Source organism: Hyphobacterium sp. (genome assembly GCF_043584775.1).
GTDB lineage: Bacteria > Pseudomonadota > Alphaproteobacteria > Caulobacterales > Maricaulaceae > Hyphobacterium.
The window spans coordinates 622,887-646,411 of sequence record NZ_CP121327.1 but is presented as its reverse complement, the minus strand read 5'-3'; the positions used below and the strand labels follow the sequence as shown (position 1 = coordinate 646,411).

The window sequence follows — 23,525 nt, the reverse complement described above, 5'->3', positions numbered from 1 at the left end:
TCGGAACTTGAAAATCATTGGTCTGACATCGATGGAGTGCACCGCCAGGCGGCGGGTGCAAATCCGGCAATCTGGTCACCGGCGCTGACAACGCCGTCCTCGACCAGCAATACGGTAATCTGGCGTTCGTCTCCGGGGCATTCGTATCCGATGCGGAATCCAGCCGTGTGTGGATCGCGGATCAGATAGTCGATCGGGCAGAAATCGCCTTCGGAATTGGTGAAGCCCGCATGGGTCACTTCACCGCCCTCGGTGCAGTTTTCCTCATAACCCCATTGCCCGGCCATGCAGCGATCGAATTGTTCCTCGATCGTGCCGTTCGTGGAATAGCCACAGCCATCGTCCACCGCCCCGTGATCATCGGCAGCGAACAGGGCCAGGGTGGAAAAGAGAACTGTCAGCATTCTACAGCGTCCGCGAGATCAGGAGCTTCATGATTTCATTCGTGCCGCCATAAATGCGCTGCACGCGGGCATCGCGCCACATGCGCGCCACCGGATATTCATTCATGAAGCCGTAGCCGCCGTGCAGCTGCACGCATTCGTCGATCAGCTCGCACTGTGTGTCGGAGACCCAGTATTTCGCCATCGAGGCCGTGGCCGCATCCAGCTCGCCCTTCAACAGAAGGTCGGAACAATGCTGGCAGAAGACTTCGGCAATCGTCGCCTTGGTCTTCAATTCGGCCAGTTTGAATTGCGTATTCTGGAAGGCCAGGATCGGCTTGCCAAAGGCGTGGCGTTCCTTGACGTAGCGGATGGTTTCGTCCAGCGCGCGCTTCATCATGCCCACGGCCTGAACCCCGATCTGAAGGCGTTCCTGGGGCAATTGCTCCATCAGCTGGAAGAAGCCCTGGCCCTCTTCCGGACCCAGCAGCGCGTCGTAGGTCTTGGCACCGTTGATCCGGTAGCCATTGCCATCCTTCTTGGCCGTCGTCTTGATCCCCTGAAGGTCAGAGCCGGCCGCCGGTTCGGACATGGCAATCGCGCCGACATATTCGCCGGAAATCATCTTCGGCAGGAGGCGCTTCTTCTGCTCTTCCGAGCCGTAATGCCAGATATACGGAGCGACGATGGAATTGTGCAGCGAGGCACCCCAGCCATCCACGCCAAGTTCGGAAACGGCCATGTGGAAGACATAGTCGTGACGCCAGTCACCGCCGGCACCGCCATATTCTTCTGGCGCGGCGGGACAGAGCAGCCCGGCCTCACCGGCCTTGGTCCAGACCTCACGGTCGACAACACCGGCCTTTTCCCAGCGGTCGCCATGCGGCAGGCATTCTTTCTCGATGAAGCCCTTGACCGCTTCATAGAAGATATTGACGTCTTCCTGGTCGAGCCATTCGGGACGTTTGACGTTGAGGGGATCTGCCAGCATTTAAAATGCCTCCGCTTCGAGGGCCATCATGGATGCTGCACCGGCCTTGACCTTGGCGAGGTGCATGCCGCCTTCCGGGACCCAGCGGTCCAGGAAATAGCGGCCGGTTGCGAGCTTGGTTGCATAGAAGGGATCGGACGCATCGCCGGTCTCCGCCGCCTTCGCCATCAATGCCCACATATAGGTGAGGCAGGTCAGGCCGAAGAGTTGCAGATAGTCGTGGCTGGAAGCGCCTGCATTGTTGAAGTCCTTCAGGCCGTTTTCCACCAGCCAGTCGGTCGCCTCTTTCAGCTGCGCCTTGGTCGCGGCCAGCGCGTCAAGGAAGGGCTGGGTCGCGTCAGATCCACCGGCGGCGGCCAGAGCGTCCAGTTCACCGAAGAAAGAATTGATCGGACGCATACCGTTCATGGCGAGCTTGCGGCCCACAAGGTCCAGTGCCTGAATGCCATTGGTGCCTTCATAGATCAGAGTGATGCGGGCATCGCGCATGAACTGGCTCATGCCCCATTCTTCCGTATAGCCGGAACCGCCAAAGACCTGCAGACCGTTGGAAACCGACAGGAAACCCTTGTCCGTCAGATAGGCTTTCACGATCGGCGTCAGCAGCGACATGTAATCGCCGGACTTTTCACGCTGGGCGGGATCATCGGACTTCTCTTCCAGATCGCCGTGCAACGCCGTCCAGGCGACGAGGCAGCGCGCCGCTTCGACAAACACTTTCTGGTCCATCAGCATGCGGCGCACATCGGGGTGCACGATGATCGGGTCGGCAGGACCGTCGGGGTTTTTCGGCCCGGTCAGGGAGCGGCCCTGGATGCGGTCTTTCGCAAAGGCGAGTGAGTTCTGATAGGCCACCTCGCCCAGCGCCAGGCCCTGAAGGCCCACGCCCAGACGCGCCTCATTCATCATGACGAACATGATCTTGAGGCCCTTATTCTCTTCGCCCACGAGCCAGCCGGTCGCTTCGTCATAATTCATGACGCAGGTAGCATTGCCGTGAATGCCCATCTTCTCTTCCAGACCACCGCACTGGAGCGAATTGCGCTCGCCCGGATTGCCGTCGGCATCCAGGATGTGCTTGGGCACGACAAAGAGCGAAATGCCTTTCACGCCTTCCGGTGCGCCTTCAATGCGGGCCAGCACCAGGTGGATGATATTGCCCGCCAGGTCGTGCTCGCCGGACGAAATCCAGATCTTCTGGCCAGAAATCTTGTAGCTGCCATCGCCATTCGGCACGGCTTTCGTACGCAACAGGCCGAGATCCGTACCGCAATGCGGCTCGGTCAGATTCATCGTGCCGGTCCATTCACCGGAAATCATCTTCGGCAGATACATCTGCTTTTGCTCTTCCGAGCCGCCTGCGAGAAGCGCCCGCACCGCGCCGCCGGTCAGGCCGGGATACATGCCGAACGCCATATTGGCGGCGGATGTCATTTCCGCGGTTGCTAGACCGAGCACTTGGGGCAGGCCCTGCCCGCCATATTCCTGCGGCTGCGAAAGCCCCATCCAGCCGGCCTCGGCAAATTGCTTGTAAGCGTCGATGAAGCCGGTCGGCGTGGTGACCGAGCCGTCATCATGCCGGGTGCAGCCCTCGATATCGCCGGTGCGATTGAGCGGTGCCAGAACCTGTTCGGAGACTTTCGCGGCCTCTTCGAGGATCGCATCGACCGTATCGGCATCCGCATCGGCAAAGCCCGGCAGATTGCCGTATTTGGACATGTTCAGAACGTCATGAAGCACGAATTTGTAATCGCGCGTGGGGGCTGTGTAGACAGGCATCAGGACCTCTCCCTTGAAATTCAGGTCTGTGTTTCGTGAGAGCCCGGTTCGGGCGACGCGCCCGTCCAGACATTCATGCGGGCCGCAGCCAGCGCTTCGAACGCGCGGGCGCGGTGTTTGATCTCTTCAGATGGTTCGCGTCTGGCGAGCCGGTCCTCCAGCCAGGTCCGGCCGGCTTCCAGTTCGGCAATGGCCGCATCGATATCGTCGCGCTGGCTGTTCAGCGCCTCAATACGTTCGTGGAAGCGCTCCAGCATGTCCGTCAGCGCCGACGGGTTCTGCGAGGTGATGGCTTCCATATCCAGCATTTCGCGGATTTCATCGAGCGAGAAACCGACGCGCTTGCCGCGCAGGATAAGAACCAGCCGGGCGCGATCGGCGACAGAATAGACGCGCGATGCGCCTTTTCGCCCCGGATTGAGCAGGCCTTTTTGTTCGTAGAACCGCAGAGTGCGCGCGGTCACGTCGAACTCGGAGGCCAGATCCCGGATCGTGAATTCGCTTTTGGTCAGAGTGGTCGTGCTCATGATGTGAATGTGACTCACCCTTACGCGAACGTCAACGTCAACTTTGTGACATTTTCTAACCCTCTGACTGTGTTGATGCAATCAGCGGTCCGGGCTTGCGTCCGGACGCCAGCGGAAAGATAACGTCGCCATGAAACGCCTCCTCACCCCCCTCTTCGCCCTGCTTCTTGCCGCCCCTGTCTGGGCGCAGGACGCACCCTCCGGCCTGTCGCTCCGCGGCGATAATGGAGATGACGTCGACGCTTCGGACGAAAGCGCCACCAGCGACGCGGACACACCGGCAGGTGACGATGCGGGCAGCGATGACGCCGAAGATTCGGCGGACACCGCAGAACAGGCCGGCGATGCTCCTAACGAGGTGCCTGCGGAAACGGATGAAGCGTCGAGCGAGCCGGCAGCTGATGCTGATGGCGGTCAGACAGATGAGGATCCCGCCATTGATGATGTCGACGCCGATGCCGCACCGTCCTCGGATGACACACCAGACAACGCGCCTGACGACGCGGCGGACGCCGCGGAAGAACCGACGGCAAGCGATGAGACTACGGCGGCAGATTCCGGCGCTGAGTCCGACGACTCCAATGATATCGAGGCCGCCGAAACAGTAGCCGCCGACATCGAAGGCGAAGAAACGTCCGCAGACATCGCGCCCCATTCGCTGTCTCCCGCAACGCCTTTCCTCGGAAGTGCGGAATACGCCGCCTTGCGCCCGTCCAGCGAAGGCGAGGCCTTGCGCCTGGAATGGTCTGTCCAGCGGCAAACGGCCGAGGGCGAGGCAAGCGGAGACCCAGTCACTCGGACACTGATCCTCGCACCGGATTTCGTGCGCGATGAATCGCCATCGGAAATCTCGGTCTATGACTTTCTGGCCAGCCGTCATCTGGAAATCGATGCCGATGCCGGCTCGCTGACCAACACGGCTTTTGCCGCCGAAGTCCGCCGCCGCCTCGATACCTATCTTGGCCTGTCGCAAGGAGGCCGGCTCGATGATATTCCGCTGGGTCCGGACACGTCATTCGACCGTTTCTGGCTGGAAGCTGCCATGGGCATTCGCCGCGCGCCGGAAACGCTGGCGCAATCCTATGACAATGGCGCGCTCACCGTGGCGCGCGCCGGTGGCCTGACCATTCTGTCTGCGCAATTTTCGACCGGTGATGAGACCGGGTCCAATGCAGATGACACCACCACCGAAGACACAGCCGACGAGACAGAGACAGACGGCCCGACAGATATCGATCTGGCGGCCACGCCCATTGACCTGTCCTCCGGTGAATCAGTGGTCTTTGATCCTTCGCAGGCGGCCAGCCCGATCAATCTGAATCTCAACGACAATACGGTGAACTATCCCGACGGTGATCCGGCCGAACAGGCGCAAGCCGAATTGCTGCGCCGCTGGATGCGTCACGCCTTGCCCATCCATCCCGACGCGCTCAGCGCACTGGAGGGGGCACCGCACATTCCGGACGCCTTCTCCTTCTTTGTCGTCAGCCCGGAAAGCCCGGAAGGACGGCGCGAAGTCTGGACCCTCGAATCGATCGAAACGATCGAGCCCGGCTTTCGCCTGGAAGAGGGGCTTGAGCCTGCCTTCAATGGTGGCGCTCTGATCAGTGACCGCCTTGTTCCGGCCGCGATGGCCGCGCTGGAGGCCGATCAAACCGCCGGCCAGCAACGCTTCCTTGATGAAATCGAGCGGCATGCGGCGGCGGGCGATCATGTTCGCGCCTACCTCGTCAGCCTGCAGGAACAGAACCATAGTGGTGCCTGCCCGCCGGCCGCTCAGGCTGCCGCGCGGCCCGTCTGCGGCGATGTCAGCGGACTGATTGCTGCAGGTCTCGGCGATCCGGCCTTCGAAGACCTGTTCGGTCTGATCGCCGGCCCCGTCGGCACCGGCAATGAAGCGATGGTGGACACACTCCAGCCTTATCTGGATGACGACAATCTGGCGGGCGCAGCAGCGCGCATCCTGACCGCAAAGGCCCTGCTGGCTTGGGCCGCCCGCGACCCGGAAGGTCCGCCCGAAGACCTGTCGCCCTTCGAACTTCTGGCCGAAGCCATCGAGATTGACCCGATGGCCAGTGCCGCCTGGTGGGAAATCGGCAATGCGCTTCTGGTCTCTCGCGACCCCTTGTCCGGCTGGACGGTCTTTGACACGGGCCGCGCGCTTCTGCCGCCGGATGGGCCCGGCCTGCTGGTTCAGGTCGAGGCGCTGGACGATCGCCTGCGCACGCTCGCACCTGAATTCTTCCTGCCCCGTTAAGGAATCTTTACCCGGGATTAACCCAAACCGCCGTCATTAACGAAGTGACGTGGATGACTTCGCGCGCGCTGCCCCTGCATGACTTGTGGATATACCACATCTGGGGGGCGGTTGACTGGTTTACACAAGATTAACCCGTCAGCTAGCGTAGGGCATCGGAATGGAGAGCGATTCGCTATGTCCTCGGCGGGACCCTGGAGTGTCAAAGGCATAGACCCCCGCGCCCGCGCTCGCGCCAAGACCGCAGCGCGCCGGGAAGGCATGACGCTGGGCGAATGGTTGAACACCGTAATCCTGGATGGCGGACCCGACCGCGATGGCGAGCCGCGCTGGGAATCCAATCTGGAAAGCTATCCCGGATTTGCCAGCCGCAGCGACGAGGGCGATGCCCTGCTGCGCGGCATGGTCGAGCGCCTTACTGAGCGCATTGAATCCACCGAACAGCATTCCGCCAGCTTCCTGAATGAAGTCGACCGCTCGCTCTCCGATCTGGCCGAGCGCGTTGAGGCCACCGACCAGACCTGGCGGCAAGACCAGCAAAAGACCCGCGACCTTGCCGAAGCCGCCCGCTCTGCGGCGGAAGCCCTCGCTCTGCGGGTGAAGCGGATCGAGGACGCTGGCGGCACCGCCGATCCGCAAACGCTCAAGACTTTTGAATCTGCTTTCGGCAAACTCGCCCAGCGCGTTTTCCGCAACGAGAATGACAGCCTGCGCTCGGCCGAGATCATGCAATCGGCGCTGGATGAATTCGGGCAGGCCACAGAGGCCGCGACCGTCTCCCTGCAAAAGCGCATCGAATCCATCGAGGCCGGACAAAGCCGCCTGAGCGAGGATTTGCGCAAGACCGCCAGCCGGTCTCATGACACCGGACAGGTTTTGCACGGGCTTCATAATGCAGCCGACCGCCTGCGCCGCCGGGTGGAGGACACCGAACGCCTGACCAATGACGCAGCCAGCGCGTTTGAACAATCCGTCGCCCGGATCGATGCCCGTTTGCGCTCGCTGGAATCCCGGCCCTTCTCCGCAGACAACGGCGATCTCGACCGGCGGTTTGATTTGCTATCCGATGAACTCGCCCGGGTCGTTGCCGACACCCGTGCTCAGGTCGCGCGCGAGCTGGAAGATGCCGTTTCCGAGCCGCGTGTCGAGCGACTGGAGCGCGCGCTGAAATCGGCCGAGACGCGGATTGCGGCTGCCGAGACTTCGCATTCTGAATCGCTCAGCCGCATCGGTCTTGAAATCACCCGCCTCGCCCGCGTCATGGATGACCGCATCAGCGAGAGCGAGAAGAAAGCCGAAGCGCTTCACAACACCGACAAGGCCGACCGCGAGCTGGCGCAACGCTTTGATGCCGTGCGCAATGAGAACCGCGAAGCCATCCAGAAACTGGGCGAAGATGTCTCCGCCCTCGGCCGATCACTGGGCGAACGCGTCGAGAAGAGCGAGTCCCGCGCCGCCGAAGCCATCGAAACCGCAACAAAATCGATGTCGGAAGCAGTGGCGCGCCTCGAGGAACGTCAGGCCGCCAAATCCCAGGAAAGCGATCTCGAAGACCGCTTGCGCCAGTCTGAAGAGCGGACCGCCAAACGGATCGAAGAAGCCATTAGCGGTATTTCCGGCAAGCTGGAACAGGCACGCGCGGAGGCCGAGGAAAGCCTCTCTCCGGTTCAGCGCGCCATGAATGCGCTCGCGGATCGTCTGGAAGCTATCGAAAATCGCGCGGTCGCGGAAGAACCGGCCGTGGAGGAAGCGCCCGCGCCTGAGCCCACGCCGGCCCCCGCCATGCGGCAGACCGCCTATTCCGAGCCGGATTTCAGCACGCCCCTGCCACCGCCGCCGGACGCAGAAACACCGCCGGGATATGACGACGATGAAGTCGATGACCCCTTCATCATTGCCGAGGCCGCCACACCACCTTCCCGCAATACCGTGCGGGAACCGGAAGAGCCGGATGAATTCCTGATCGATGAACAGGCGCTGGAGCAGGAACTGGCCGATACCGGGCAGCAGCGCCAACGCGGCCCTTCCGCCGATGCGGGGATGATTCTTCAGCCTATGGCGCCGGTGGACGAACCCGTCCGTCGGCAGCGCCCGCGCCAACAGCAGGCCGAAGCACCGCGTCCCAAGCCGCGCGCCCCGCTGGGCGCTACGGCCGACGCCGACTTCCTCGCGGCGGCCCGCAGCCGTACACGCGGCGACCGCTCGGCCAGCTTTGATCCCTATGTGACGGAGGAGGAAGAGGGCGGCAATGGTCTGAAAGTCCTTATTGCGGCCAGTGTACTGGGTTTCGTGGCGATCACGGCTGTCGCAGGACTTCTGGTTTTTGAAAGACTTGATGGCGAGCCCGCCAGCACGGCCGAAGCCTTGTCAGCAGACATATTGGGCGAAGGCACGTCGGACCTGACCATTGGCATCGCATCGGGTGACGCGGCAGATACCAGCCAGCCAGCGATCACACCCCCGCCGGCGGCCGACACAAATGCGGCTGAGGCGTCCGCAGCAGAAACGGCGAGCGTTGCGCCAGAGCAGACCGTAACGCCAAACGCTGCGCCACAAACCGCCGCGCCGGTTGAAACGACACCACCGCCCGCAGCCGAAGCCGAGACGTCCGTTGCGAGCGAACCGGTTGTCGTCACCCTGCCAACGCTGCAGCAAGCCGCCGCATCCGGTGACCCGGTCGCGCGCTATCTTCTGGGCGAGGAACGTCTGTCGAGCGGCGATGTGGCAGGGGCCGCCGCGCTCATCCGCCGCGCGGCCGAACAGAATGTCCCCGCCGCGCAGTATCGCTATGCCAAATTGCTGGAGCGCGGCGAAGGTGTGGATCAGGACCTGGCCGCCGCCCGCCAATGGACACGCCGCGCCGCCGATGCCGGCCATCGCCGCGCCATGCACAATCTCGGCGTCAAGTATGCCACCGGCTCCGGTGGGGAAGAAAACCTCGAAGAAGCCTTCCGCTGGTTTGAAGAAGCGGCTCTGCGCGGCCTGACGGACTCGCAATATAATCTCGCTGTCTTGTTCCAGCAGGGACAGGGCACAGAGCAAAGCCCGGGCGATGCCTATGCCTGGTTCTCCATCGCCGCAGCGGGTGGCGACACGGGTGCCGGGCAACAGGCGGCCGCCATTGCCGGCACGTTGAGCGCCGACATCCTGTCCCAGGCCAATGCCATCGTCGCCAGCTTCACGCCGCGCCCCTTCGATGCCGAAGCCAATGGCCAATACAATCGCAATTGGGGCGCCACCATCACCCTCGATCCCGGCCTGATTGCCTCGGCCCAATCCCTGCTGAACGGTCTTGGCTATGATGCCGGCGTGGCGGACGGCCAGTTGGGCCCGCGCACCGAAACGGCGGTTCGCGCCTTCCAGACGGATCGGGGATTGCCACCAACCGGCATTATCGATCCAGCCTTGATCGGGCGCCTGGAAAACGCCCGCTCCGGCTAGGGGCTGCGGGCGATGCAGATATACCTGCCGATCGCCGAAATTTCGGTCAACATTTTCCTCCTGCTCGGCCTCGGCCTGGGTGTCGGCTTCCTGTCCGGCATGTTCGGCGTCGGTGGCGGATTCCTGATGACACCGCTCCTCTTCTTCATCGGCATTCCGCCGGCGGTCGCCGTGTCAACGCAGGCCAATCAGATTGTGGCCTCGTCGGCCTCCGGCGCCATCGCGCACTGGCGGCGGCAATCGCTCGATCTGAAGATGGGCATCTTTCTATTGATTGGAGGTGCGGCGGGCTCGATCAGCGGCGTGCAGCTTTTCTCTTTCCTGCGAAGTCTGGGCCAGATCGATCTGATCATTTCACTTTGCTATGTCGGCTTTCTCGGCGTGATCGGCGGACTGATGCTGGTTGAAAGCATCGGCGCCATTCGCCGGCGGGCCCGCGCCGGGCATTCCACACAGCCGGTCTCGAAACGCCGCAAGCGCCGGATGATTGACCGTCTGCCCTTTAAGACACGTTTCCCCGAATCCGGGCTGTACCTGTCCATTATTCCACCCATTGTGATCGGCTTTTTCGTCGGCCTGCTATCGGCGATCATGGGCGTTGGCGGCGGCTTCATCATGGTTCCGGCCATGATCTATATCCTGCGCATGCCAACCAATGTCGTCATCGGCACCTCCCTGTTCCAGATCCTCTTCGTGACGGCACTGATCACCTTCCTGCAGGCCGCCCAGAACCAGACCGTGGACATCGTCCTGTCGCTTCTTCTGATCATCGGCGGCGTCATCGGGGCCCAGTTCGGCGCACGCGCCGGACGGCATATCAAGGCCGAGGAATTGCGCGTCGCCCTCGCACTGATGGTGCTGATTGTCTGCCTCAAGCTGGGCTGGGATCTGGTCGCCACACCGGCGGATCTCTTCACCATCCTGCCAGCAAGGGAGGTCGGCGCATGATGGCTCCCCTCGCTGCCGCTATTCTGATGCTGCAGGGCCAGCCGGCCATGGATATCGAGCCGGAAACCGGCCCGCGGATCGTCGCCGCCCTCAGTCAGGAAGAAGTTGAAATCCGCTCCGACTTTGCGGGCGCAGAGATCATTCTCTTCGGTGCCGTCACCGGTTTTTCCGACGAGGATGATATCGTTATCGTGGTGCGGGGTCCGCACACCGATCTGCGCGTCATGCGCAAGGAACGCACTTTCGGCATCTGGATCAATCGCGCGCCGGTGCGGTTTGAAGACGTGCCGAGCTATTATTCCGTCGCCTCGACCCGCCCGCTTCAGGAAGTCGGCGGATTCTCCGCCCTGCGCCGCGAGGGGATCGGACTGGAGCATTTGCGCCTCAGCGCACCGGACAGCGAACGCACCGAGGTCCGCCTCGGTGTCGAAGTCACGGTCAGCGAAATTGCCGAGGACATCATCGAATACCGCGAAGCCATCAGCCGCAACCGCCGGCGCGATGCCCTGTTTGCGGAAACGGCCACCGGCCTCGAAATTCTTGAAGGCGGCCTTTTCCGGGCGACGGTCGCCCTGCCCCCGGCGACACCCGTGGGTGACTATACGGCCGACGTCTATCTCTTCCGCGACGGGCGCGCAGTGGCCTCGGGCAGTGTCGCGCTGGAAGTCCACAAGGCCGGCATCGAACGCATCATCTACAATTTTGCGCACGAGCATGGCTGGCTCTACGGGCTGGTCTCGATTGCCCTCGCCCTTTTGTTCGGCTGGGGCGCCGCAGCCATCTTCAACAGGAGATAGGCGATGAGCCAACGCCCTATCCTGCCCTACGTGCTCGGCATCGCCGGGTTGGTGCCTTTTGTGGGATTGGCGATCCTCACACAGATGACACTTCACCAAACCGGCGCAGCGATGAACGTGTTCCTGCTGGCCTACGGTGCGGCCATCCTGTCCTTTCTCGGCGGCACGCGCTGGGGTGCCGAAATTCACAGAAATCCGGAAAGGCCTGACAGCCTGACGCTCGTTCTCGCCATGGCGCCGCCTCTCGCTGGATGGGCAGCGCTCATCATTGAAGTCGTGATGGCAAGCCCGCTTGCATATGCCGTACTGATTACCGGACTGATATTACAATTCATCTGGGATTTTATGGCGGTCCGGGCCTGCACGTTTCCGAAATGGTACCTGCCTTTGCGGATATTGCTGACAACAATTGCCGTCCTTAGCCTTCTGGCCGCCGCGGTCTTCTAACCCACCACCCGCCGCGCCGGGATCGGATAGACCGCATCGCGGCCCAGCACCCAGGCATCCGGGCAACGCCCGAAGACCGATGTGATGGCCGCATCCCGCACCGACAGCCCGCCCGCATAGGCCCCGAAGGCCGGCAGGATCATGCGGCGGCCATCGGTTGCAAAACAGCGCAGCCGCCGTCCGCGCCCGGCCACTTTCGCCGCCGGATGGAGGTGCCCACAGATTTCGCCCGGAGCATCGCCATTTACGGGTTCATGGCGCAGTGTCAATCCGCCCAGAACGAGTTCCGGCAAGGTCCGACCGCCAAACCGCGCGGGCGGTTCCGGGTCATGATTACCCTCGATCCAGATCCAGTCAGCGACAGACTGCACAAGCTCTGCCAGCGTCCCGGCATCTTGGTCATGAATACGGTTATCCGCCCCCAGGTCATGAAAACTGTCCCCCAGCGCGATGACGGTTTCGGCTCGCGTTTCTGATATGGCCGCAGCCAGGCGGGTGATCGTCTTGCGCGTATCGTAGGGCGGCAATAGCTGACCGCCCGCCGCATAGGCGGAGCCTTTTTCAAAGTGCAGATCGGCGACCAGAAGCGCGGCAAATTCCGGCACATACAAGGCGCCCGACAGATGCGGCTGCACGATCACGCCATTGACGCGGCACATCGGCTCTTCGATTGTCTTTGCGGCCTCAACCATGCGCCATTGCATCCCTCACCAGATCATCGGCGGCATCCGCCAATATGCTCTCCTGCGCTTCGCCATAGACAGGTTCGCGCCCGATTTCGAGCATAACCGGCACGGCCAGTGGCGATACCCGCGGCAGATCAATGCTGTGGATATTTCCCTTTACGCGCTTCAGCGCATCACCAAGCCGCCGAATGTCGAGCAGCCCGGTGGCCGCATCGCGCCAGGCCGCCTGCAGAAGAATATGATCCGGGTCGTGCTCGCGCAGCACATCATAGATCAGGTCCGCCGAGAAGGTGACTTGCCGGCTGGTCTTTTCATGGCCCGGCAGCCGCCGTTCGATCAGGCCGGAAATGATCGCGCATTGCCGGAATGTGCGTTTCATCAACGGGCTTTCCGCCAGCCAGGCATCGAGATCATCGCCCAGCATGTCCTCGGAAAACAGTGCATCCATGTCGACGCCCGCCAGATCGCGCAGCCCCCACACGGCCAGCGCATATTCATTGGCGACAAAGCCGGTCGGCCGCATCCGCAGGCGCTCCAGCCGGCGTGTCAGCAACATGCCGAGTGATTGGTGGGCCAGACGACCTTCGAAGGGATAACAGACCAGATAATGCTTGCCGCCACGCGGGAAGGTTTCGACCAGCAAATCATCCGGTTCCGGCAGACGCGATTTTTCCTTCTGCAAGGTGAGCCAGTCGCGCACCTGTTCGGGCAGCACCGCCCATTGCCCGGGATCATGCGCAATCTCGCGCACCCGTTTCGCCAGATAGGTGGAGAGCGGAAACTTGCCGCCATTATAGGAGGGCACTTTCGGTTCCGGATCAGACGAACGCGTCACCAGCGCCGCATTCTCGGAAATGCCCTGAAATTCCAGAATCTGGCCTGCAAAGATGAAGGTGTCGCCGGGCACCAATTGTTCCAGAAACCATTCCTCGACCTCGCCCAGCGATTTGCCGCCGCGCGGGCCGCGTCCCTTGAGGCGGACCGTGAGCATTTCTGCTTCAATGATCGTACCGACATTCATCCTGTGACGTTGCGCAACGCGCGGATTGCGCGCCTGCCACAACCCGTCCCGGCTGCGGATCAGACGCCGGAAGCGCTCGTAATTATCGAGCGCGTATCCACCCGTAGAACAGAATTCCAGCACCCGGTCGAACTCCTCGCGGGTAAGGCCGGCAAAGGGAGCTGCCTGCGTGACTTCGCCGAAAAGATCCTCGCTGGATATTGCTTCGCCGCAGGCGCGCCCGGTCATGTGTTGGGCCAACACGTCCAGCGCCCCGGCGCGAAGGGGCTCGCCATCCAGCACGCCTTCAGAGACCGCCAGGCGCGCAGCTTCACATTCCAGATGCTCAAACCGGTTGGCCGGGGCCAGCAAGGCCCGCGACGGTTCGTCCAGCCGGTGATTGGATCGGCCCAGCCGCTGGATCAGCCGCGCTGAGCCCTTGGGAGCCCCCATCTGGATCACCAGATCGACATCGCCCCAGTCAATGCCGAGATCGAGCGTCGAGGTGCAGACCACGGCTTTCAGCTGACCGGCGGCCATCGCCGCTTCCACCTTGCGGCGTTGCTCGACGGCCAGCGATCCGTGATGCAGGGCGATCGCCAGCCCGTCATCATTCAGCCGCCAGAGTTCCTGAAACGTCGCCTCGGCCTGGGCGCGCGTATTCACGAAGATCAGCGACAGCCGCGCCTGCCTGATCGTCTCATAGACCTCGCCCATCGCATGGCGGCCGGAATGCCCCGACCAGGGAATGCGTTCCTTGCTGGAGAGAATATCGATTTGGGGCTTCGGTCCTTCGCTACCGCGCACAATCCGCGCGAATGCCGGCGTTTCGCCTTGCGGGGTCAGCCAGCGCGCCAGCCCGCCTTCGTCGGAAACCGTCGCCGACAGTCCGGCGCGCCGCGCATCCGGTGCCCATTGTGCCAGCGTTGCCAGTCCCAGCGACAATAGATCGCCGCGCTTTTGCGGCGCCAGCGCGTGGATCTCGTCAATGATGATCTGTTTGAGATCGCAGAAGAAAGCCCGCGCATTGGGCGAGGCACAAAACAGCGCCAGCTGCTCTGGCGTCGTCAGCAAAATGTCAGGCGGCTTATCGCGCTGGCGCTGGCGCTTGGAGACGGGCGTATCGCCGGTACGTGTCTCGATTCGGATATCCAGCCCCATCTCCGCCACCGGCGTCATCAGATTGCGCGCCACATCCACGGACAGAGCCTTCAGAGGCGAAATATAGAGGGTGTGAAGCCGGTGCGGGCGCTTTGATCCCTCGGCCGCGACATCCGCCAGATCAATGAGGCTGGGCAGAAATCCGCCGAGCGTCTTGCCTCCGCCCGTCGGCGCAATCAGCAAGGCATCCTCGCCGGCCTGTGCGGCCGCAATCATTTCCAGCTGATGCGGGCGCGCTTGCCAGCCACGCGCCGCAAACCAGTCCGCAAAACGGGAAGGCAGGAGAGCTTCACTCATCGGATGCAAATCTAGCCCGGTCGGCCCTGTCCGCACAGAACAGAATCCGTCATGGGGGACAATGTGAATGGCATTCCCCCTGCTATTGTGCGGGTATTTTGCTAGACAGGGTGCGGCTCGGGGGAGCGAAAACATGTGAGGGACAGGTATGGCTCACTCGGCCATTGAAGAATATCGCACACTCGAAACCGCCTTTTTTGATGCCACAAAAAAATCCGAACGCATGTCCGCGCGCTTTGCCGCTGCGGCGTGTATGGGCGCAGGAGAGATACCGGATACGCTGGTACGCCGCACGCTGCGAGAGCGGGACGCAATAAACGCGCTTAAATCGGGATGGCGCAGCCCCTCAACCTCCATGCGTCTGGTTTACGGTGCAGCGCTCGCGGCCTCCAAGCGAGATGGCGGGGGGCTGGTCAAAATGATGGATACGCTGGCCGCCGAGCGAAAACGCCGTGGCGGACGCAGCCTGTCATCTGCGGGCGCTCCAGCCGCACTGGTCATGTTGTGCGCCGGAGGCAGCTATTCCCAGTCCAGCATGTTCTTTGACATTCTCGAGGAAATCGCCGGGCCCTGGTGGCGGCGCAACCCGCCCGCAGAAGAAACCTATGCCGCAATGATGGCCGCTGGAAACGAAACCCCGGCAACGGCGAAAGACCGGCTGGAAAAAGCACGCAATGCACTCGCCACCGCCGGTGTTCCCAAAAGCGCCCGCAGCAAATGCGAATACGATGTGGCAATCGCCCATCCGCGCACCGATGATTTCACCTCGGCATGGACCTCGCTCAATGTTGCGGTCCAACAGGTCCGGGGCTTGCGGCAGAGGGCGAGCTGGGCCGGGCTGGCGACGCTTGCCGCGCAGGTCGAGGATGGCTCGAATGCCGGCGATGCCCTGATCGAGGCTGATGCCTTTGTGCGCAGCCTGCGCCCGCGCATCACCAGCATGGTCGCGGGAAAGCTGGCCGTGCGGCTGGCTGCCACCATGACCGGCTTGCGCACCCCGGCCGGAGCCGCTGCCGATTACGCCGCCATTCTGGCCGCACAGGCCGCCATGATCGCGGCCACAACGGCAGCCACCACAGCCGCAGTGGTCGCCGCGACCTGATATTGTGCCAAAAGGACGTTTAAGGGGCCAGATTCGAAAATCTGGCCCCGTTTCACTATCCGCCAACAGCCGGCGCGATGTATTCAACACCGGCGCCCGGTCCCAATGGCCAGCCGAGATAGACCCAGCCCAGCATCATCAGGAAGCCGACCACCATCATCATGACGGAATACGGCACCATGATCGCGGTGAGACTGCCCAGACCGAAGCCCGGCAACCAGCGCCGTGCAAACACGAGGATGAGCGGGAAATACACCATCAATGGCGTGATGATGTTGGTCGCGGAATCACCCACACGATAGGCCGCCGTCGTCGCTTCCGGAGACACGCCGAGCAGCATGAACATCGGCACGAAGACCGGTGCGAGCAGAGCCCATTTCGCGCTCGCCGAACCCACGAACAGATTGATGAAACCGGTCAACAGAACCAGCAGGGCCAGAACGACCGGGATCGGCAATTGCGAGGATTCAATTGCGCCGGCTCCGGTGACGGCTGTGATCAGGCCCAGATTGGACCAGCCGAACATGGCCACGAAATGCGCCGCCGCAAATGCCAGCACCAGGTAGTAGGCCATATCGCCCATGGCCTTGGCCATCATGTCGACAAGGTCGCGATGGTTCTTGATGGTTCCCGCACACACGCCATAGGCCGTTCCGGCGGCGAGAAAGAGAATGAAGAAGCCCGCCACCAGAGAGGTGAAGAATGGCGAAAGTGCCGCCGTGACCGTATCCGCAGCCTCGTTATAGAGCGGCGTACCCGGCCCGAGGGTCAGAAAGGCCCAGACCAGCATGACGCCCAGGGTCGCAATGCCGGCCCACATCAGGCCCTTTTTCTGTCCGTCGGTCAGCGGCTTGGTCGGATCATCATCCTCCTCGGCAGCACCGCCCGGTGCCACGCCGCCTGTCCACTTGCCCAGCCGCGGTTCGATGATGCGGTCGGTGACAAACCAGATGATCGGCAGATAGAGGACCAGCAATCCGATGATGAAATAGGTATTGCCGGCGATATTCACGATATAACCCGGATTGATCAGATCGACGCCCGCCTGGGTAATCCCGAAGAGCAGGGCATCCAGCTGTCCCGGCGCGATATTGGCAGAGAACCCGCCCGACACACCGGCAAAGGCGGCGGCAATGCCGGCAATCGGGTGACGCCCGGCAGCGGCAAACAGGACGCCTGCCAGCGGGATCAACACGACATAGCCGGCATCCGCGGCGTGATTGCCGAGCATGGCGATCAGGGCGACCACGGGGGTCAGAAGAAATTTCGGCGCATTGCGCACACCGGCGCGCATGGCCGTGCCAAACAGGCCCGCGCGCTCCGCGACGCCCGCGCCCAGCATCACCACCAGCACATAGCCCAGCGGGTGGAAGTGGGTGAAGGTTGTTGGCATCTGCGTCAGCAATTGTTCGAGATTCGCCGGGCTGAGCAGGCTGGAAACCGAGATAATGCCATCATCGCCGATACCGAAGCGGGCCCGTCCGGACTCGCCCAGTCCCGCCAGAATCTGATCGTTCAGCGGCACGGCAACGCCGAGTGCGGCAAGAACGACACTGATCACCACAAGGGCGGCAATCAGATAGAAAAAGATGAAAACCGGGTCCGGCAGGGCATTGCCGGTCCGCTCGATGAAACCCAGAAATCCTTTCTGGGCATCCGGCTGCGCAGGTGTTGAATCAGACGCCATATCACTCCCCGAAAAATTGCGATTGAGAAGGGTTAGCAGCCTCCGCCAAAAAGGCAACGCAGGAGCCGTGAAACACTTGCGCGGGCAAGCCAACATGATAATCAACGGCAAATCGAGATTAAACGGGCAGGACCGTAACCATGGAACAATTATTGTCTGACAATCAGGCGCTGATCGATCAAGTCACCGAAATCGTGATGGATGGTGGCGTGAACGTCGTGCTGGCGCTCGGCATTCTTATCGTCGGCTACATGATCGCCGGTGGCGTGAAGCGCGCCGTCCTTCGGATGTCGTCGAAAAACCCGCGCATCGACCGGACGCTGGCCACTTTCTTCGCCTCCATGGCGCGCTACGGCATTCTTCTGGTGGTCTTCATCGCTGTGTTGAACCGCTTTGGCGTCGAGACCACGTCTCTGGTCGCCGCCATCGGTGCCGCCGCCTTTGCCGTCGGCCTCGCTCTGCAAGGCACACTCGGCAATGTCGCCGCAGGCGTCATGCTGGTCTTTTTCCGTCCCTATTCGCTCGGCGATTTCGTCGAGGTGGGCGGCGTATCCGGCACGGTCGCGGACATCAATCTTTTCACCACCGAACTCAACACGCCGGACAACAAGACGATCATCGTTCCCAATGGTCAGGCTTGGGGCAATGTGATCACGAATTTCTCGGTCAAGCCGACCCGCCGCGTCGATATCACTTTCGGCATTTCCTATGATGACGACATCAACAAGGCGATGGATGTCATCCGTGCCCATTACGACGCGGATGAGCGCGTCCTCAAGGACCCGGAATTCTTTCTGGGCGTTATTGCCCATAACTCGTCTTCAATCGACATCGTCACCCGCGCCTGGGTCAATACGCCGGACTACTGGCCGGTCTATTTCGATGCCATGAAGGGGATCAAGGAAGCCTTCGACGCCAACGACATCGAAATTCCCTACCCGCATCAGGTCGAAATCCAGAAGAAGGGCTAGGCCTCATTCATGCCGCATTCGCGGGAAAGATTGTGAAGATGTCTGAGACAGAAAACAAACCCGCCAATGCGGCGCCGCCGTCCGAGCCCAAAAGCCGGATTCAGCGTCTGTTATCGGTAACGCCGGGAGACATTCTGCGCGTCGCCCTGATTTCCGTGATCGTCGGCATCGTGCTGGCCGCCTTCAATATCAATCCGGGCGATCTGTGGCAGGATTTCTTCGGCACGCTGGCCGAGGTCTGGGGCGAAGCCTTTGAAACCGTGACACGTCTGGCGCGCGGCTCCGTCCAATATCTGGTCCTCGGTGCCGTGCTGGTTGTTCCCATCTGGCTGGTCGTGCACATCGTCCGCGCATTAGGAAAACGTTCACCCTGATTCCGGTTTTTGCGTGAAAAATCCGAAGCGTTGTCTTAAGGATAACCGGCTTCGGAGGGGTGTATGGGCGCAGCTGCTGCCATCGAGAGTTTTGCTCACTGGTCGTCACAAGGCGACACCTGGCGCGACAGGCCTGTCCTCGTGCTGGAGCATGCCGCTTTGATGCGCCGCCTTCTGACCGGGGCGCTGAAAAACGCCGGAGCCCGTACCATCATTACCGCAGGCAGCGAAGCCGAAGCGAAAACAATCATTGCCTCTGACATGCCCGGCATGGTGGTGGCGGACTGGCGCGCCGATCAGACGGATCACCGCCAGGCCCTGTCGCTCGTCAAATCGGTCCGTACCAGCGACAATCTCGCAATCCGAGACGTCCCCATCGTCCTCACCGGCCAATACACGTCCCGCACAGATATTGAGCGCGCCCGGGATTCCGGCGCCAGCGAATTTCTCAAGAAACCTCTGTCCACGGGGGATTTCCTGAAACGTATTGAATACGCGGCAGTCCCACGCCTTTTCATCAAGAAGACCCGCTATGCCGGACCGGACCGCCGCCGCAAACCCCGCGACGGCCGGGATCCCGCCTTCAAGCGGAAGATCGATGTTCAGGAAGGTCTGGTGGATTCTCTGACCGCGGCGCGCAATGCTTGCGTCGCGCTCGCCCATGAGGTCGCCCGCGATGGCTGCCAGCACGCCCGCCGCGTTGCGATCTCGCTCAATCGCTATCTCGGAGCGGTAAGGGAATTTGGCCCCACGGAAAACGAGATCGTGGAAATGCACCGCGCCGCGCTGGTTCAGCTGGAACAGGCCCGCGACGCAAACGACGCCATCCGCATCAGCGTGGTCCAGGGCCTCGAGGATGTGGTGAAGATGCGCCTCTCCCGCCTCTAGCCTCCCGAACCAATACCGCCTATCTCAGGGGCCTGCCCTTTCAGGATGCCCCATGTCGGAATCTCTTCAGGAATTACTCAACCGTCTTGCCCCGCTGATCGTCGATGGCTCGCCACACGCGCAGGCGCTCGGCCTGGCCCTTGATGGCCTTGGTCCGGGCCGCGCCACCATGCGCTCGCCCTACAAGGATGATTTGATCGGCGACCCGGAAACCGGCGTCATGCATGGCGGCGTGGTGACGGCCCTGCTGGATCATGCCTGCGGCGTGGCCGCCTTTTCCGGTCTGGGCGCGAAGGAAACGCCCGCCACGCTGGATTTGCGCATCGACTACATGCGCCCTGCCGAGCCCGGCAAGGACATCATTGCCGAAGCCGAATGCATTCGCGCCCACGGCCTGATCGCCTTTGTGCGTGCCACGGCGCATGACGGTGATGAGAGCGATCCGGTCGCCATGGCATCAGCGGCCTTCATGGTCACCCGGCCCTCCAAGGAAGCCGCGGAGAAAGCCCGGAGGATTATCGAGACCGGGAGCATGCCGCATGAGTGATGATCTCATCCAGACGCTGCTGGAAGCGCCCTATGTCGCCAAGTTCGGCATACATTTCGAACGCAAGGGTGATGAGCTGACCGGCGTCCTGCCTTATGGTGAACATCTGGTGGGCAATCCGCTGGTTCCGGCGCTGCACGGCGGCGCGGTAGGCGCCTTCATGGAAGTCGTGGCGTCCGGCGCTCTGCTCGCTTCGCAAAAACTGGTGCGCCTGCCCAAGCCGATTGATGTGGCGGTTGATTATCTGCGCCCGGCCCGGCCGGTCGATGTTTATGCCCGCGCCATAATCGGGCGCTCGGGTGCGCGCGTCGCCAATGTCCGCGTCGAAGCCTGGCAGGGCCGCCGCGAAGCGCCCGTCGCCACGCTGCACGGCCATTTCCTGATCAAGCCGGAACCGGTGGGCGACTGACCGGATGGCGGAAGCGGGCTGGATACTCTCCTGGGCCACGCTTTTGCAGGCGCTTGTCTTTGCGGGAATCCTGTTTCACCCGGGTTGGACGGAACGCAAGGCCAATCGGATCCTGCTGGCATTGATGCTGGTCTTCGCCATAGAGAAGGCCGATCAGATTTTCCTCGCCAGCGGCGCCGTTCTGGATCACCCGCAATTTGCGATGACCGGTAATCTGTTCGGCGCTCTGATCGCGCCGCTGACCTATTTCCATATCCGCTGCCGCATAAATCCTGCCGCGCGGCTCGGCTGGCGGCAATTCTGGGCCTTCCTGCCCTTCGGTCTGTTGATGGTGTATGCCATCGCCACCTATCACCGACTGGATGTTGAGGCGCAGCGAGCCCTCTTTGTCACGGGCGACATTCTCACGCCCGCCAACACGCTGATAATCCCGCTCATCGGCGATGCCGTCAGCCTGGGGTTTCTCGGCGCCGCGATCCTGGCATTGCGCCAGCACGATATCCGTGTGCGCAACTGGTTTTCCACCATCGAAAACCGGACCCTTTCGGGGGTACGCACCGTGCTGGCCCTGATGCTGGTAATCATTGCGATCCACTTTGCCTGGACGGTCACGGGAAATAGCGGCGTCGGAATTCTGCTCGGTATCGGTCATTTCCTGATGATAAATGCGCTGGCGCTTGGAGCACTGACCGCGCCGCGAGATACCGGCGATGCCGCCGCAGCCAACATGTCAGCACCGCAGCGCGAACAGACCACCGATCAGATTGAACTTTTGAGCCGCGCACAAACCCTGCTGTCGGCGGACGGGCTGTACCGGGATGCCGATCTCACGATTGCGCGGCTGGCAAGGCGGCTGGGCGTGGCACAGCGTACCCTCTCCGAGGCGATCAATACCGGCGCTGGCGTCAATTTCCACGCCTTCGTCAATGCAGCGCGAATCGAGGCCGCAAAGACCGCGCTGACCAGCGAGCCGGATCGCTCCATCCTCGATATCGCCTATGATTGTGGCTTCAATTCGAAATCAACTTTCAACGAAGCCTTCCGCAAGCTGACCGGCCAGACGCCGTCGCAATACCGGCAAACCTGAATCCGGACGTCCGGAATCGCGCATCCGGACGCCTGCGCGCGGAAAATGCCCAAAGACCGGTTTCATCAACTGATGGAGCCACGCAATGTCCGAATTCAAGCCACTCAAACCGATGGGGCTCATAACCTCGTCGCTGATCTTCTTCATCCCCGCCTTTATCACATTCCTCCTTCTCGTCCCCGGCCGCGATGCTGTCATTGCCATGGGATTTGAACCGCGTACCGCCTTCCTGATGATGGGCAGCATCGCCTTTGGCATGCTGTTTTTCATCACGGCCGGTCTCTACATCGCCGAGGGTCATCGCTGGACATGGAGCGCCTTCAAGCAGCGCTTGCGCCTGAAACGCATGAGCCGGAAGGAATGGATCGTTACCCTCCTCCTCACCGTTTTCATTACCGCCGTCTATCTCGGTCTCATGATGCTGGGCACCCGCGAGTGGATCGCGCAGTTCATCCCCGTTCCAGTCTGGTATTCCGGTGAAGGCGAGGTGAATTCGCCCATGCTCGGCGCTTACTGGATCATCTGGGCGCGGCTGGGCTTGTGGGTGCTGAACATTCTGGGCGAGGAATTCCTGTGGCGCGGCATGCTTTTGCCCCGGCAGGAAGTTGCACATGGCCGCTGGGCCTGGCTGATCCACGGCACGCAATGGACGCTCTACCATGCCTGGAAGCCATGGGAGTTGTTGATGCTCTGGCCGGGCGATATCGCGCTTGCCGCCGTCTGCCAGATATTCAAGAGCACCACGCCCGGCATTGTCGCCCACGCGCTCTTTAACTTCATTCCCATCGTTCTGGTCACCCTCGTCGTCTTCGGCGTGATCGGGTGACATCTGGAGCCCTCCTTCGAGGCTCGCTGACGCGAACAGATATCAACCGGGGTCCCCGGACTTGATCCGGGGATCCATCAATTATGGAGAGATGGACCCTCGGGTCGAGCCCGAGGGACCCGGATATAGTTTGGCCTCGAAGCACGCAAGAACTGCGGCAGGGCGTCGCGGGGCACCCTGTCACATTGGTTTTGCTTGAACGCCGCCCTACTTTCGCATCCATGAAAACCGATCCGATCATCGCCTATTATGACGGCCTCTGCCCGATCTGCGTGCACGAGATGAAGGTCTATCAGCGCCGCGGTCAGGGCCGTGTCCTGCTGCACGACGTGAATGGCGACATCCCGGAGGATGTTGACCGGCAGGCCGCGCTGGACGCGCTCTGGGTCCGCAAGAGCGATGGGGAACTGATCACCGGCTGGGATGCCTTCATCGCTATTTGGGAACGCAGCCCCGGCTTTGACTGGCTGGCCGCGATCACTCGCCCGGCCGTCATCAAATGGCCGCTCGACAAGCTCTATCGCTTCATCGCCCCCTATCGCCCCCGCCGGAAATGTGCTGATGGCGCGTGCGAAATCAAAAGCTGATTTACCCACGAAGATCTGCGCAACCTGCGGCCGCCCCTTCACCTGGCGCAAAAAGTGGGAACGCGTCTGGGACGAGGTAAAATACTGCTCGAAGCGGTGTGCCGGGCGACGTTAAAAAATACATGTCCAAGGGAACAAACTTTGTGAGAGAATGTATGCAACTTGATAACCGCAACTGAATTGTTACGTGTTATTTTGGCAACAAATGGTTTGCCCGTTCACGTTACAGACACAATTTGTCAGCATCTTGTAGCTTGAAGCGGCAATACTGTTGTTATAGAGAGGCCGTCATGACAACCAAAGCAAATCATCGCTCAAAGCCTCGTAGAGGTC

The 23,525-nt window shown here is 61.7% G+C and carries 22 protein-coding genes; 15 read left to right on the top strand and 7 right to left on the bottom strand.

The window, feature by feature from the left end; genetic code table 11:
* Positions 1-14: 14 nt before the first annotated feature.
* From P0D52_RS03045 to P0D52_RS03030, 4 genes are read right to left on the bottom strand one after another with little or no spacing between them, the layout of a single operon-like run.
* Positions 15-404, bottom strand: a complete 390-nt coding sequence (locus P0D52_RS03045; protein WP_394693971.1) for a hypothetical protein — start codon at positions 402-404, stop codon at positions 15-17.
* A 1-nt stretch (position 405) separates the two neighbouring features.
* The gene (locus P0D52_RS03040; RefSeq protein ID WP_394693970.1) at positions 406-1,374 is read right to left on the bottom strand and encodes an acyl-CoA dehydrogenase family protein; all 969 of its coding nucleotides are present in this window, start codon (positions 1,372-1,374) and stop codon (positions 406-408) included.
* On the bottom strand, positions 1,375-3,153 hold the full coding sequence (locus tag P0D52_RS03035) for an acyl-CoA dehydrogenase C-terminal domain-containing protein (RefSeq protein ID WP_394693969.1): 1,779 nt from the start codon (positions 3,151-3,153) through the stop codon (positions 1,375-1,377).
* Positions 3,154-3,173: 20 nt separating this feature from the next.
* A complete protein-coding gene (locus P0D52_RS03030; protein WP_394693968.1) occupies positions 3,174-3,680 on the bottom strand; it encodes a MerR family DNA-binding transcriptional regulator in 507 nt (168 codons plus the stop codon).
* Between the two features lie 130 nt (positions 3,681-3,810).
* Between P0D52_RS03030 and P0D52_RS03025 the strand changes: the two genes are divergently transcribed.
* The 5 genes from P0D52_RS03025 (at position 3,811) to P0D52_RS03005 (ending at position 11,570) form a co-directional block, all read left to right on the top strand.
* Positions 3,811-5,937, top strand: coding sequence for a hypothetical protein (locus P0D52_RS03025; RefSeq protein WP_394693967.1), 2,127 nt, complete (start codon positions 3,811-3,813; stop codon positions 5,935-5,937).
* A 177-nt stretch (positions 5,938-6,114) separates the two neighbouring features.
* Positions 6,115-9,378, top strand: coding sequence for a peptidoglycan-binding protein (locus P0D52_RS03020; RefSeq protein ID WP_394693966.1), 3,264 nt, complete (start codon positions 6,115-6,117; stop codon positions 9,376-9,378).
* Positions 9,379-9,390: 12 nt separating this feature from the next.
* Complete coding sequence (locus P0D52_RS03015) at positions 9,391-10,326, top strand: sulfite exporter TauE/SafE family protein (protein ID WP_394693965.1); 936 nt, start codon at positions 9,391-9,393, stop codon at positions 10,324-10,326.
* Complete coding sequence (locus P0D52_RS03010; RefSeq protein WP_394693964.1) at positions 10,323-11,123, top strand: TIGR02186 family protein; 801 nt, start codon at positions 10,323-10,325, stop codon at positions 11,121-11,123. The genes P0D52_RS03015 and P0D52_RS03010 overlap by 4 nt, the downstream gene beginning before the upstream one ends.
* A 3-nt stretch (positions 11,124-11,126) precedes the next feature.
* Positions 11,127-11,570 (top strand): DUF3429 domain-containing protein, encoded by a 444-nt coding sequence (locus P0D52_RS03005; protein WP_394693963.1) that lies wholly within the window; start codon positions 11,127-11,129, stop codon positions 11,568-11,570.
* On the opposite strand, the gene pdeM is transcribed toward P0D52_RS03005, so the two are convergent.
* Positions 11,567-12,262, bottom strand: coding sequence for a ligase-associated DNA damage response endonuclease PdeM (gene pdeM, locus P0D52_RS03000; RefSeq protein WP_394693962.1), 696 nt, complete (start codon positions 12,260-12,262; stop codon positions 11,567-11,569). The two genes, P0D52_RS03005 and pdeM, sit on opposite strands and share 4 nt — an antisense overlap.
* Positions 12,255-14,714 carry a ligase-associated DNA damage response DEXH box helicase gene (locus tag P0D52_RS02995; protein WP_394693961.1) on the bottom strand — a complete coding sequence of 820 codons (2,460 nt, stop codon included), beginning with the start codon at positions 14,712-14,714 and terminating at the stop codon, positions 12,255-12,257. Before P0D52_RS02995 ends, pdeM begins: the two co-directional genes overlap by 8 nt.
* A gap of 148 nt (positions 14,715-14,862) precedes the next feature.
* Between P0D52_RS02995 and P0D52_RS02990 the strand changes: the two genes are divergently transcribed.
* Positions 14,863-15,816, top strand: a complete 954-nt coding sequence (locus P0D52_RS02990) for a hypothetical protein (protein WP_394693960.1) — start codon at positions 14,863-14,865, stop codon at positions 15,814-15,816.
* 55 nt (positions 15,817-15,871) lie between these two features.
* Here the strand turns inward: P0D52_RS02990 and P0D52_RS02985 are convergent, their stop codons facing one another.
* Positions 15,872-17,503: an AbgT family transporter gene (locus tag P0D52_RS02985; RefSeq protein WP_394693959.1), complete on the bottom strand. Its 1,632-nt coding sequence runs from the start codon at positions 17,501-17,503 to the stop codon at positions 15,872-15,874.
* Positions 17,504-17,643: 140 nt separating this feature from the next.
* Between P0D52_RS02985 and P0D52_RS02980 the strand changes: the two genes are divergently transcribed.
* From P0D52_RS02980 to P0D52_RS02940, 9 genes are all read left to right on the top strand, one after another.
* Positions 17,644-18,474, top strand: coding sequence for a mechanosensitive ion channel family protein (locus P0D52_RS02980; RefSeq protein ID WP_394693958.1), 831 nt, complete (start codon positions 17,644-17,646; stop codon positions 18,472-18,474).
* Between the two features lie 38 nt (positions 18,475-18,512).
* Positions 18,513-18,848 carry a DUF6460 domain-containing protein gene (locus P0D52_RS02975; protein WP_394693957.1) on the top strand — a complete coding sequence of 112 codons (336 nt, stop codon included), beginning with the start codon at positions 18,513-18,515 and terminating at the stop codon, positions 18,846-18,848.
* Between the two features lie 63 nt (positions 18,849-18,911).
* Positions 18,912-19,736, top strand: coding sequence for a response regulator (locus tag P0D52_RS02970; protein WP_394693956.1), 825 nt, complete (start codon positions 18,912-18,914; stop codon positions 19,734-19,736).
* A gap of 52 nt (positions 19,737-19,788) precedes the next feature.
* Complete coding sequence (locus P0D52_RS02965) at positions 19,789-20,283, top strand: PaaI family thioesterase (RefSeq protein WP_394693955.1); 495 nt, start codon at positions 19,789-19,791, stop codon at positions 20,281-20,283.
* The gene (locus P0D52_RS02960) at positions 20,276-20,692 is read left to right on the top strand and encodes a PaaI family thioesterase (protein ID WP_394693954.1); all 417 of its coding nucleotides are present in this window, start codon (positions 20,276-20,278) and stop codon (positions 20,690-20,692) included. Before P0D52_RS02965 ends, P0D52_RS02960 begins: the two co-directional genes overlap by 8 nt.
* A 4-nt stretch (positions 20,693-20,696) precedes the next feature.
* Positions 20,697-21,779 (top strand): helix-turn-helix domain-containing protein, encoded by a 1,083-nt coding sequence (locus P0D52_RS02955; RefSeq protein ID WP_394693953.1) that lies wholly within the window; start codon positions 20,697-20,699, stop codon positions 21,777-21,779.
* An 85-nt stretch (positions 21,780-21,864) separates the two neighbouring features.
* Positions 21,865-22,605, top strand: a complete 741-nt coding sequence (locus P0D52_RS02950; RefSeq protein ID WP_394693952.1) for a CPBP family intramembrane glutamic endopeptidase — start codon at positions 21,865-21,867, stop codon at positions 22,603-22,605.
* 221 nt (positions 22,606-22,826) lie between these two features.
* Positions 22,827-23,192 carry a thiol-disulfide oxidoreductase DCC family protein gene (locus tag P0D52_RS02945; RefSeq protein WP_394693951.1) on the top strand — a complete coding sequence of 122 codons (366 nt, stop codon included), beginning with the start codon at positions 22,827-22,829 and terminating at the stop codon, positions 23,190-23,192.
* On the top strand, positions 23,167-23,307 hold the full coding sequence (locus tag P0D52_RS02940) for a DUF2256 domain-containing protein (RefSeq protein ID WP_394693950.1): 141 nt from the start codon (positions 23,167-23,169) through the stop codon (positions 23,305-23,307). Before P0D52_RS02945 ends, P0D52_RS02940 begins: the two co-directional genes overlap by 26 nt.
* The last annotated feature ends 218 nt before the right edge of the window (positions 23,308-23,525 follow it).